Genomic DNA, 12402 nt, shown 5'->3' with positions numbered 1-12402 from the left:
CGGTTACACAGACCCCGCCGCGCTCTTGCTTTCGCCACCCCACGTCCCACCCAGCGCTTTCAGCAACAACACACTCGATTCCAACTGTCGCGCGGCAATCTGATCCGCGATTCGCTGGTTCGTCAGCGCAATCGTCTGCGCGGTCACCACGTCGAGGTAGCTGACCGCGCCCGCCTTGAAGCGGTTCGTCGTGAGCCGCAAGGAGAGATCCGCGGCCGTGGTGGCGCGCTGCTGACTGGCGGCTTCGTCGGCGAGGGAATGCAAGGCGGACAGGTTGTCCTCGACCTGCTGGAATGCCACCAGCACCGACTGACGATAGTCCGCGACCGCGCCGTCGTATTGCGCCGTGGCGCCCTGCAACCCGGCTTCGCGCCTGCCGCCGTCGAACAGCGTGCCGGCCAGTTGCGAACCGAGCGACCAGAACAGACTCGGCGCGCTCAGCCACGGCGCGAAAAACGTGCTTTCGAGGCCGGCGCTCGCGGACAGCACCAGATCCGGAAAAAACGCCGCGTGCGCCACGCCGATCTGTGCATTCGCGGACGCCACGCGCCGTTCGGCGGCGGCGATATCCGGGCGCCGCTCCAGCAGTTGCGACGGCAAGCCGACCGGAATCGCGGGCGGTGTGACAGCCGAGCCGTTCGGTGGCAGCGTGAAGCTCGAAGCCGGCTCGCCGGTCAGCGTGGCAATCGCGTGCTGCAGTTGTGCGCGCGTCACGTCGATGTCGGTGTCCTGCGTGCGCGTCGCTTCGAGTTGCGTCGTGGCCTGGGCGACCGCGGACGCATCGATCGCACCGTTTTTCAGTTGCTGCAGCAGCAGTTTCAACGCGGCCGCGTAGGCGCTCACGCTGTCGTCGAGCAGCTTCTTCTGCGTGTCGAGCGAGCGCAGGGAGAAATAGTCGGCGGCGAGATCCGCGCTCATCGACAGGCGCACGCCTTCGAGGTCGGCTGCGCTCGCCTGGGCGTCGGCCTGCGCGCCGTTCACGCTATCGCGCACGCGTCCGAACAGATCCGGCTCCCAGCTCGCCGACACGCCCGCCGAATAGTCCGGCACGGTCTTGCCCGCGAGCGATTTGCCTTCGACATTCTGTGAGGTCCGCGAGCGATCCTGCGCGACACCAGCGGTAATCGTCGGGAAAAAGCCGGCGCGCTGATAGTCCACCATCGACCGCGCCTGCTGGACCTGCGCGACCGCCTTGCGCACGGTCTGGTTCGACACGTCGATACGCGCTTCGAGTTGATTCAGCACCGGATCGTTGAAGATCGTCCACCATGGGCCGCGTGGCGTGGTGTCGGCTGGTGCAGCCTGCGTCCAGCCGGGTGCGGTGCCCGCATAGTGCGCGGGAATCCCGGCGCTCGGGCGCTGATAGGAGGGCAAGGTCGAGCACGCGCTGAGCAGCGCGCCGATCATCCCGGCCACGAGCGTGCGGCGCAGCACCGGCCGTGAAAGAGACAGGGAAACCATCGGCAAATCCTTTCTGTGACGGTGCGCCTAGCCAGGCATGGCCGGCGCGATCTGCACGATCTGGCCGGTGTTCAGCGAATCGCCGGGGTTGTCGATCACGCGGTCGGTGGCGGCGAGGCCTGTGGTGATTTCCACGTGCGTGCCGAAATCGCGGCCGATATGCACGGTCTTGAGCAGCGCCCGGCCGTTGCTATCGACCACGGCGACCGTCACGCCGTCCGGCCGGAACAGCAAGGCGCTGACCGGCAGGTCGAGCGCCGGCGTGGTCGATCGCAACTGCAGATGCACCTGCGTGTAAGCGCCGGGCATCAGCGCGCCATCCTTGTTATCGACGTCGATCTCGACGCGCAGCGTGCGGCTCGACGGATCGATCGAATCGGTGCTGCGCGCCACCTTCGCGGCGATACGACGGCCCGGATACTGCTGGGCGGTGAGATACACGCCGGTCGCCGGCGTGACGTAGGGCGCGTCGTTCTGCGGCACATCGACGAAGACACGTAGCACGCCGGTCTGCTGGATGTGGAACAGCTCGCCCGACATGCCCGCGGTGCCCGGCGTGCCGCCCGCCGTGACCAGTGCGCCGACGTCGACGTTGCGCGCAGTGATCACGCCGTCGAACGGCGCGGTGATCTTCTCGTATGAGACAAGCTCGGCCAGATGCGCGACGTTCGCCTGCGTCGACGCGAGCATCGCGCGGCGCGCTTCCATGTCGCTGACCTTGGTGTCGACTTCCTGCTGCGCGACCGATTGTGTCTTCAGCATCTCCTGCCAGCGCTGCGCGGTGGTCTTCGCGTAGTCGAAATTGGCCTGCGCGGTGGCTTCGTCGGCACGGGCCTGGCGCAGTTGCGCGTCGAGCTCGGGGGCTTCGATGGTCGCGAGCGTCTGACCGCTTTTCACCTGTGTACCGATGTCGGTGTTCCAGTGCGCGAGGTAGCCGCTCGTGCGCGCGTAGATCGATGCTTCCGCGAACGGCGTAACCGCGCCGGGCAGCAGCAGTTCGTGGACGGCCGGCGCGGCGCGCGGCGCGACGACCGACACGCTGAGCATGCTTTGCGCCTGCGTCTGTTGCGTCAGCGCGGCACTGGCGTGCAGACGCGGCACGATGCCGACGATCAGCAACGCCGCGGCAAGTCCGGTCAACGCAAGCGGCCAGAGGCGGCGGCGCGCGTTCATGCTGGCGGCCGCTGCCGGCGTGGCGCCGGCATGCCGGGTTTCCCTGGCGCTATGCAAACGCGCGGTGTCGGCGGTCTCGGCGGTCCCGGCGGACGCTTTGGACCGCTCGCCAAGCTCGGGCGGAAGGGATGAATCGTTCATGGGCAAGGTCTCGTCGGAATCAATGAGTGCGGGCGGGAACGCCGGATTCTTGCGTGTCGGTGCGTGCCGCGCGGCGTTTGTCGAGCCACGCATGCACCATCCCGTAGACGACCGGGACGAACAGTAGTGTCGACACCGTGCCGAGCGCGAGGCCGCCGATCACGGCGCGTCCGAGCGGCGCGTTCTGTTCGCCACCATCGCCGAGGCCGAGCGCCATCGGTAGCATCCCGATCAGCATGGCGAGCGCGGTCATCAGCACTGGACGGAAGCGGCTGAAACCGGCTTCGAGCGCGGCCCGCAGCGGCGGCTTGCCGCCGTGGTGAAATTCGCGCGCGGTGTTGATCACCAGAATGCTGTTGGCCGTGGCGATGCCGATGCACAGGATGGTGCCGGTGAGCGCCGGCACGCTCAGGCGAGTGCCGGTGCTGAACAGCATCCATGCGATGCCCGCGAGCGAGCCCGGCAAGCCGCTGATGATGATGAACGGGTCGAGCCACGACTGGAAATTGACGACCATCAGCAGGTAGACCAGGGCGATCGCAAACACGAGGCCACTCGCAAGACCGCTGAACGAGTCGTGCATTGCCTGCACCTGGCCGCGCATGACGATCGACGCGCCAGGCGGCAATTGCGGCCGGATCTGATCGACGAGCCGGGTCACGTCTGCTGCTACGCCGCCGAGGTCGCGTCCTTGCGCCGACGCGAAAATGTCGAGCACCGGCTGCACGTTGTAGTGCGAGACGACGGCTTGCTGGGTGACGCGTGTCAGTGTGCTCAATGCGCCGAGCAGGTTTTGCGGCGCCGGACCGCCCGTGTTTGCGGCCGTGGTCATCACGCCGGACCCGGTGCCTCCGGTTTGCGCGACCGGAATATTGGCGAGCGCCTGCAACGAGTTGATGTCGTACTGCGGCATCATCGCCATCAGCGGATAGCTCACGCCGTTGTGCGGATCGAGCCAGAAATTCGGCGTGGTCTGCGAACTGCCGGACAGCGCGATCAGCAGGTTCTGCGACACGTCGCGTTGCAGCAGGCCGGCCTGAATCGCCCGCGTGCGGTCCACATTGACGTTGATCGCAGGGGCATCGCCGGGCTGCTGGATACGCGCATCGACGAGACCGCGCACGCCGCGCAGTTGCGCGAGCAGGCGGTTCGCCACGGCGCGGTTGGCGTCGAGCTTGTTGCCGACGATCTGGATATCGATCGGCGCGGGCAGCCCGAAGTTGAGAATCTGGCTGACGATGTCGGCGGGCAGAAAGGCGAACGTGACGCCGGGGAAATCCCTGGCGAGCGTCGTGCGCAGTCTCGCCACATATTGAGCGGTCGGTTTGTGCTTCGCCGCGAGGGTGATCATCACGTCGGCGTCTTCCGGGCCGATCGGGTCCGATGAGTCGTAGGTCAGATTGATCCCGCTCACCGGCACGCCGATATTGTCGAGCATCGCCGAGAGTTCCTGCTTCGGAATCATGCTGCGCACACGGGCTTCGACTTCGTCGGTGAGGCGCGCGGTGTCTTCGATACGCGTGCCGGTCGGCGCACGCAGATGCAGGCGGATCTCGCCAGTATCGACGGCGGGGAAGAAGTCGCGGCCCGCAAACGGCACCAGTGCGAGCGAGCCGATGCAAAACAGCAGGAAGATCGCGATGAACCGCCGCGGACTCGCTATCGCCGCGCCGAGCACGCCGCGATAGCGTTCGCGCAGCCGCTCGAAGCGATGTTCGAAGGCGGCCTGAAAGCGGATCAGGCGCGCAATCGGTCCATTGCCCGCCACCAGCGCGTTGCTGCGTGCGCGCATCAGGTACATCGCGAGCGTCGGCACCAGGGTGCGCGAGAAAAAGTACGACGCGATCATGGCGAACACCACCGCCTCGGCGAGCGGCACGAACAGATAGCGCGCCACGCCTGAGAGCAGGAACATCGGCACGAACACGATGCAGATCGACAGCGTCGATACGAACGTCGGCACGGCGATTTCGCCGGAACCGTTCAGGATCGCGTCGTGCAGCGGCTCGCCGTTCTCCAGATGATGCGTGATGTTTTCGATGGCGACCGTGGCGTCGTCGACGAGAATCCCGACGGCGAGCGCGAGGCCGCCAAGCGTCATGATGTTGATGGTCTGGCCAAGCGCGGACAGCGCGATCAGCGAGGTCAGCACCGCGAGCGGAATCGACACCGCGATGATCAGCGTGGCGCGCCAGCTGCCGAGAAAGAGCAGGATCATCAAGGCGGTGAGGGCGGCGGCGATCAGCGCTTCGCGCGCCACGCCCACGACGGCCGACTTCACGAACACCGATTGATCCGACAGTGCGGTGACGTGCAGCGCGCTCGGCAAGCCGGCCACGATATGCGGCAGCATCGCCTTGACCTGCTGGATGATGGTGAGCGTCGACGCGCTGCCGGACTTTTCGATGGTAAGAAGCGCGGCGCGTTTGCCGTCGCTGCGCACGATGTTGGTTTGCGGCGCGTAGCCATCGCGCACATGGGCGACGTCGCGCACATACACCACGCCGCCCGCCACCGTCTTGATGGGCAGATCGTTGAGCGCGGCTACGGTGTCCGTGCTGCCGTTCATCTGCACGTTGTATTCCTTCGTGCCGATCTTCGCGGTGCCGCCCGGCAGGATCAGGTTCTGCGCGTTGACGGCATTGACCACGTCGAGCGGCGCGAGGCCTTTGGCCTGCAATGCGCGCGGGTCGATATCGACCATGATCTGCCGGACCTTGCCGCCGAACGGCAGCGGCACCGACGCGCCTTGTACCGTCGCCAGCTGCGTGCGGATCTGGCTGTTGCCGAGGTCGTAGAGTTGCTGTTCGGAGAGCGTGTCGCTGGAGAGGCCGAGTTGCAGGATCGGCACCGTCGAGGCGTTATAGGTAATGATGTTGGGCGGCAGCGTGCCGGGCGGCAGCACGCGCAGGATCGATGCGGAGTTCGACGCTGCCTCGGCGATCGCGCGATTGATGTCCGCGCCCGGATGGAAGAAGATCTTCACCACCGAGACGCCGTTCAGCGATTGCGACTCGATATGCTCGATGTCGTCGACGTCCGAGCTCAGCGCGCGCTCGTAATTCGAAGTGATGCGATTGGCCATGTCCTGGGCGGAAAAGCCGTTGTACGTCCAGACGATGCTGACCACCGGGATATCGATGTTCGGGAAGATATCGGTCGGCGTGCGCAGTATCGCAAGCGGGCCGACGATAAGGATCAGCACGGCGAGGACCACGAAGGTATAAGGGCGGCGCAGCGCGAGCCGGACAATCCACATGACGGGTTCCTGAAATGAGGCCATGAAGGCACGGCGTCCCTGCGCTGTCAGAGCGCGTGACGCGGGCTTCTCGACTCAGGAGTGTGATGGTGGAGCCCTTACGGGGCGCGGTCGGCTAGATTACCGTTCCGTTATCTGGGCATCGATTCGAGCTTGCGGTGACGTGAGGACTCACGCGCGATCTATCGATCGTGGCCGGCCTCGCGTCTCTCGAGACGGTTCAGGAAGACACCGGCGATCCGACCACCCATGGCAAGCGCGCTGCCAACGCGTTCGGCTATTCCAGGCGCGTTTCCGAGCCGGACTCCGCGTCCCGGTTCGAAGGCGCGCGATCGGTACGCTTTTCGCCGAGATCGAACTGCCGTCGCGCCGATTCCATTTCCGTCATATGCGCTTCCACCCAGTCCCAGATCCCACAGATCTTGTCGAGCAGACTGCGTCCTAGCGGCGTCAACTGATAGTCGACACGAGGCGGTATCACAGGATGCACATAGCGCGTGACGAGACCGTCGCGCTCGAGTTGCCGCAAGGTCTTCGTGAGCATCTTCTGACTGACGCCCCCCACCTCGTCGCGTAGTCGCGAGAAACGCATCTCGCCATGGGTGCCCAGCGCGTCGATCACGAGGATCGTCCACTTGTCGGCGATCTGCTCGATGACGTTGCGCGCGAGGTCATCGGTTTTCTTCTGTGGGTTCTCGGCGGCGTGAGGGCCGTCGTAGCAATTTGTTTCCATGGGGAAAGTATGGAACCTTCAGGTGCCTTCTTGTGATCGCCGGATGCGGCTGAAATAATCGACTCGCCTGCCCGTCCTTTGGGCACGTCGCATTTTCTCAACCCGCATTCGACATGGATGCGGCGCTTTAACGAGAGAGCATCGCATGACTATTGAAACAATTGAAATTGAGGGTTTATCGACACCCGTATCGCGTATCGGCCTGGGCACGTGGGCGATCGGCGGATGGATGTGGGGCGGCACGGATGAGAAGGACTCGATCGCGGTGATCCGCCGGGCGCTCGACAGCGGCGTGAACCTTATCGACACGGCGCCGGCGTACGGCTTCGGCACGTCGGAGGAAATCGTCGGCAAAGCGCTGGCCGATGGATATCGCCATAAGGCAGTCATCGCGACTAAAGTCGCTCTCGAATGGCAGGACGGCAAGGTATTTCGCAATGCTTCGCCGGAGCGCATTCGTCATGAAGTAGAGGATACACTTCGGCGCTTGCGGACAGATTACATCGATCTGTACCAGGTTCACTGGCCCGATCCGCTCGTGCCAATCGAAGAGACGGCCGCGGTGCTGGACGACCTGCGCAAGGAAGGCAAGGTTCGCGCGCTCGGCGTCAGCAATTTCTCTGCGGCGCAAATGGACGCGTTCCGCCGCGTAGCGCCGCTGTCCACCACGCAGCCGCCTTATAACCTGTTTGAACGCGACATCGACCGCGACGTGCTGCCTTATGTGAAACAGCATGGGCTGGTTGCACTCGCCTATGGCGCACTGTGCCGCGGATTGCTGGCAGGGCGCATCGGCGCCGAGACGCGTTTCGAGGGCGACGATCTGCGTCAACATGACCCGAAGTTCAGTGCGCCGCGTCGTCAGCAGTATGTCGACGCTGTGAAAGCACTGAACGTCTTCGCGCGCGATAACTTCGACAAGTCGGTGCTTGCGCTTGCGGTGCGCTGGGTGCTGGACCGCGGCCCGACGATCGCCCTGTGGGGTGCGCGCCGTCCGTCGCAACTGGACGGACTCGAAGCCGCGTTCGGCTGGCGACTCGACGACAAGGCCTTCGCGCAAATCGACGCGATCGTCTCGCAATTCGTCAAGGACCCGATAGGTCCGGAGTTTATGGCACCGCCGCAACGTGTTCTGGTGTCGTGAAAGGAGTGTATTGAACATGCGAACCAATCGACGAACTTTCATTGTGCATACCGTTGGCGCCGCGGCGCTGGCAATGACCGGCGGCACGGCGTGGGCCGCGCCCACGCAGCTTCAGGAAAGCGATCCGGCCGCGCAGGCGCTCGGCTACCGGACCGACGCATCGCGCGTCGATCACGCGAAATATCCGCGCTTCAGCGCCAACCAGCGCTGCTCGAATTGCCAGTTCTATCAGGGCAAGCCAGCCGACACGAGCGCGCTTTGCGCGCTGTTCGGTGCGAAACAGGTGAGCGGCGCGGGATGGTGCAACGCCTATCACGCGAGAGCCTGATAGGCTCGTGCGGGCAAAGCGATACGGCGCATGACGACTTCGTGCCGTTCGCGTCGACTACGAGGAATCAGTTGATGGAACTCATTGTGAACGGCGTGCATCACAACGTCGATGCGGACGCGAATATGCCGCTGCTGTGGGCTGTCCGCGATCTGCTGGGGCTGCACGGTACCAAGTTCGGTTGCGGGGTCGGTGCGTGCGGCGCATGCACGGTCCATCTGGACGGTGTCGCTGTGCGTTCGTGTGTGACCGCACTGGCGGATGTTCAGGGCAAGCCCATAACGACCATCGAGGGACTCGGCAAAGGGGGCGATCACCCGGTGCAGCGCGCGTGGAAAGCCGCCAATGTGCCGCAGTGCGGTTACTGCCAGCCGGGACAGATCATGCAGGCCGCGTCGCTGCTCAAGCAGACGCCGAAGCCGAGTGACGAGCAGATCGTCGAAGCGATGTCCGGCAATGTTTGCCGCTGTGGCACCTATCAACGCATCAAGGCCGCTATCAAGGCCGCAGCGTCGGAGGCGTGATGGGCGAAATCGTCAATCTGAGCCGGCGCGGGGTGTTGAGAGGGACCTTGGCGGGTGGGGTTGTACTGGGCTTGCAGATCGGCGGCGCGGGTACCGCGCTCGCGGCGAGCGTGCTGTCATCCGCGAATGGCGCTAAAGCGGCTTTCGCACCGAACGTGTACGTCTCGGTCGCGCCGTCCGGCGAGATCATTCTGGTCGTGCATCGTTCGGAGATGGGGACCGGTATCCGCACCAGTCTCGCGATGATTCTTGCCGACGAGCTCGATGCCGACTGGAACGCCGTCAAGGTCGTGCAGGCGCAAGGCGATGCGAAGTATGGCGACCAGAATACCGATGGCTCGCGCAGCATCCGCCAGTTCTTCCAGCCATTGCGCGAAGCAGGTGGCACGGCCCGGCAGATGCTCGTGGCGGCGGCCGCCGTGCAATGGCGCGTGGCGCCGGCGACCTGCCACACTGAGCCGGGTCATGTCGTGCATGCGGCGAGCGGGCGGCGCGTGGCCTACGGCGCGCTCGCAACGGCGGCGGCGCGTCAGCCGGTGCCGGGCCGTGACACGCTGCATCTGAAAGACGAGGGTACCTGGCGGTATATCGGCAAGTCGCTGCCGATCGTCGATCTCGACGACATCGTCCACGGCCGGGCGACGTACGGTATCGATGTCGTGTTGCCCCGAATGACGTACGCGTCGATCGAACGGTCGCCGGTCTATGGCGCGACGCTCAAGAGCGTCGATTCGACCGACACGATGAAAGTGCCCGGCGTGCTGCATGTGGTGCGCATTCCCGCTGCGCCGTTGCCCGCCGGTTTCCAGCCGCTGGGCGGCATCGCGGTGGTGGCAACCAGCACTTGGGCCGCGATGCAAGGGCGGCGGAAATTGAGGCTCGACTGGGACCTTGGGCCGAATGCATCGTATGACAGTCAGGCTTATCGCAAGGCGCTCGAGGACACCGCGCGACAGCCGGGCAAAATCGTTCGCAACAACGGCGACACAGCGGCTGCGCTGAAGAGCGCTGCCCACCATATCTCGGCGGACTACTACGTGCCGCACCTGGCGCATGCGGCGATGGAGCCGCTCGCCGCGACCGCGTCCTATGCGAACGGTGCGGTTGAAGTATGGACCGCGACGCAGAATCCGCAGCAGGCTCGCACGACCGTGGCACAGGTGCTCGGGGTGCAGGAGCCGGCCGTGACGATCAATGTCACGTTATTGGGCGGCGGCTTCGGCCGAAAGTCCAAGCCTGACTACGTGGCCGAGGCGGCGTTCCTGTCACGCGAGGTCGGCGCGCCCGTGAAGCTCACGTGGACTCGCGAAGACGATGTGCACAACGACTATTTCCATGCGGTGTGCGCCCAGCACATGGAAGGCGGGCTCGATGCGCAAGGCAAGACGGTCGCGTGGTTGCACCGCACGGTGTTTCCGTCGATCAGTTCGACATTCAAGGCCGATGTCCGCTATGGAGCGGCGGGGGAATTGGGGCAGGGCGTGACCGATATGCCCTACGACATCGCCAACGTGCGGTGTGAGAACGGCGCCGCCTCCGCGCACACGCGCATCGGCTGGTATCGATCGGTGTACAACATTCCCCACGGCTTCGCGTTAGGGTCGTTCGTCGATGAGCTTGCCGCGGCCGCGCGGCAGGATCCGGTGCAGCACCTGCTCACGCTGCTCGGCACGCCGCGGCATGTCGATCTGCATGCACTAGGCGTCGATTACCCGAACTACGGCGCGTCGATCGACGAGTATCCGATCGACACCGCCCGCTATGCGGCCGTGGTTCGCGCGGTCGCCGTGCGCTCCGGGTGGTCGACCGCATTGCCGGCGCGGCATGGGCGCGGGATTGCCGTACATCGGAGCTTCCTGAGCTATGTGGCCGCGGTCGCGCATGTGCAGGTGGCCGACGATGGTTCGGTGCGTGTGACACGCGTCGATCTGGCCGTCGACTGCGGGCGCATCGTCAATCCCGATCGGGTTGTTGCGCAGTTCGAGGGCGCGGTGGTGATGGCGCTCGGCAACACGTTATACAGTGAACTCACTTTCCGGAACGGCGCGTCGGAGCAATCGAACTTCACGGACTACCAGGTCGCCCGTATCGATTCCGTTCCCGAGACACACGTGTATATCGTGCCGAGCGATGCACCGCCTGGCGGCGTTGGCGAGCCGGGCGTGCCGCCGACTTCAGCGGCCATCTGCAACGCGATCTTCAACGCGACCGGCCAGCGGATTCGTGCGTTACCGGTGGATACGTCGCTGCTGAAACGGACGTAGCGGCAAAATGCAACGGAGTTCGAGCGGCTGCCTACCGTGAGAATGAAATCAGCGTTAAACGATAGAGCTGTCGCGTCAACGGAACGCTGTGCGCGGGCGGCGGTGTTCAGTGCACTTCGGTGCGCGCCAGTTCTTTCGAAATCGTTCTGCGAACCCGCCGTTGGGTCACCTGCCGCCTGGCAATGACGCAACGGCCGCCGGCTTGCCGTAAAGCCACCCTTGCGCAAGTTCGATGCCGCAGTTCTGCAATGCGTCGTGCTGGGCTGCCGTTTCGACACCTTCAGCAAGCACCTTGCAGCCGAGCTTACAGAGCTGTTCAGCCGACGCGCGAATAGCGGCTGCAAAGGGCGCACCCTTATCGGCATTCCGGATCACGGTAATGCACAGTTTGACGATTGCTGGCTTCAACAGACGGACGGTATCGAGGTCTGCGAACCCGCAGCCCGTGTCGTCCAGGGCCAAGCCAATGCCGATGGTACGCAGGCGTTCGACCGCGTCTCGCAAACCCTCGGCTTCGTTGAGCGGCAAGTGCTCGGTGAGTTCGAACATGACTTCCTGCCGGCCTGCCAACGGCAGTTTTTCCGCAGCAAGGGCCAAGGCATCCGGGCCCAGATTGATGGTCAAAAACTTCCCGGGCGGCAGCTTGCCTTTGGTGCGCTCGAGAGCCAATTCGGCACACAATAATTCCATCTCCACGGCACAGCCGGCCCCATGCGCCGCGTCGAACAGCACGTCCGGGCGTTCAAATGGCGTCCGTTGCGGACCTCTGGAAAGGGCTTCAAAACCCGTCACTGCACCGTCTTTAATGCGCACTATCGGCTGCAACACGGTCTGTATGGAGCGTTCGCGCAGAATTGCTCTCACTCTGGTCGATGAGTTGTCCCGGTCCTTATGTTGATGTTTCGGTTGGGACCTCGATCGATCTTTCGTCCATTGAAACCAACCTGTTTTGGCATCTCCTGAGACTGCTTCGGAAGGCAAAACGAACACCGACAGATCGCAGTTGATCCGGGCGCCTGTCCCGCCGCCAAAAAAATAGCAAGTAGCCGCTCGCGAATCAGATGACGCCCTGCCTTTTCTATGGCCTGCGCCGCTTCGCTGGCATCACGCGGCAAGCCTCCCGACAGCACGCGGAAACACGCAGAGCAATGTCCGTCGACATCAGAACGATATTGGTCAACTACCTGATGTTGAGCCAGCAACCGCTTTAGCAAAGCCGTTGCTTCCTCGCCGAACTGAGTGAGAGCCTGTTGAGTCGATTCCTCGCCGAATATGTGGGTCAGACGCGTGATATCTGCAATCCTGATGCTGACTACGGCCGTGATTTCCATCATTGAAGACAACCCCGTTGTATTCCTTCTTGCTTACGCGCGTC

10 protein-coding genes are annotated in these 12402 nt (G+C 64.2%); 4 read left to right on the top strand and 6 right to left on the bottom strand.

Features of this window, described 5'->3' with window-relative positions:
• Nucleotides 1-3: 3 nt before the first annotated feature.
• From OKW41_RS24665 to OKW41_RS24650, 4 genes are all read right to left on the bottom strand, one after another.
• Nucleotides 4-1461, bottom strand: coding sequence for an efflux transporter outer membrane subunit (locus tag OKW41_RS24665; protein WP_429574240.1), 1458 nt, complete (start codon nt 1459-1461; stop codon nt 4-6).
• A gap of 27 nt (nt 1462-1488) precedes the next feature.
• Entirely contained in the window at nt 1489-2775 is a 1287-nt protein-coding gene (locus OKW41_RS24660) for an efflux RND transporter periplasmic adaptor subunit (protein ID WP_429574239.1), read from the bottom strand.
• Between the two features lie 19 nt (nt 2776-2794).
• Nucleotides 2795-6034, bottom strand: coding sequence for an efflux RND transporter permease subunit (locus tag OKW41_RS24655; RefSeq protein WP_429450024.1), 3240 nt, complete (start codon nt 6032-6034; stop codon nt 2795-2797).
• A gap of 277 nt (nt 6035-6311) precedes the next feature.
• On the bottom strand, nt 6312-6767 hold the full coding sequence (locus OKW41_RS24650; RefSeq protein WP_184022521.1) for a winged helix-turn-helix transcriptional regulator: 456 nt from the start codon (nt 6765-6767) through the stop codon (nt 6312-6314).
• A 145-nt stretch (nt 6768-6912) separates the two neighbouring features.
• Here OKW41_RS24650 and OKW41_RS24645 point away from each other — a divergent pair, with 145 nt between their 5' ends.
• From OKW41_RS24645 to OKW41_RS24630, 4 genes are all read left to right on the top strand, one after another.
• Nucleotides 6913-7911 (top strand): aldo/keto reductase, encoded by a 999-nt coding sequence (locus tag OKW41_RS24645; protein WP_429574238.1) that lies wholly within the window; start codon nt 6913-6915, stop codon nt 7909-7911.
• A 16-nt stretch (nt 7912-7927) separates the two neighbouring features.
• Complete coding sequence (locus tag OKW41_RS24640) at nt 7928-8239, top strand: high-potential iron-sulfur protein (protein WP_429574237.1); 312 nt, start codon at nt 7928-7930, stop codon at nt 8237-8239.
• A 71-nt stretch (nt 8240-8310) separates the two neighbouring features.
• Nucleotides 8311-8763: a (2Fe-2S)-binding protein gene (locus OKW41_RS24635; protein ID WP_429447511.1), complete on the top strand. Its 453-nt coding sequence runs from the start codon at nt 8311-8313 to the stop codon at nt 8761-8763.
• Nucleotides 8763-11027 (top strand): molybdopterin cofactor-binding domain-containing protein, encoded by a 2265-nt coding sequence (locus OKW41_RS24630; protein WP_429574236.1) that lies wholly within the window; start codon nt 8763-8765, stop codon nt 11025-11027. Before OKW41_RS24635 ends, OKW41_RS24630 begins: the two co-directional genes overlap by 1 nt.
• A 165-nt stretch (nt 11028-11192) precedes the next feature.
• Here the strand turns inward: OKW41_RS24630 and OKW41_RS24625 are convergent, their stop codons facing one another.
• Both OKW41_RS24625 and OKW41_RS24620 read right to left on the bottom strand, forming a co-directional pair.
• Nucleotides 11193-11891, bottom strand: a complete 699-nt coding sequence (locus OKW41_RS24625; protein WP_429574235.1) for an EAL domain-containing protein — start codon at nt 11889-11891, stop codon at nt 11193-11195.
• On the bottom strand, nt 11888-12361 hold the full coding sequence (locus OKW41_RS24620; protein WP_429574234.1) for a hypothetical protein: 474 nt from the start codon (nt 12359-12361) through the stop codon (nt 11888-11890). Before OKW41_RS24620 ends, OKW41_RS24625 begins: the two co-directional genes overlap by 4 nt.
• Nucleotides 12362-12402 lie beyond the last annotated feature (41 nt).

It is taken from the genome of Paraburkholderia sp. UCT70, assembly GCF_050434085.1.
GTDB classification, from domain to species: Bacteria; Pseudomonadota; Gammaproteobacteria; order Burkholderiales; family Burkholderiaceae; genus Paraburkholderia; species Paraburkholderia tuberum.
The sequence above is the reverse complement of the archived record's forward strand: the minus strand, read 5'-3'. Positions and strand labels throughout refer to the sequence as shown.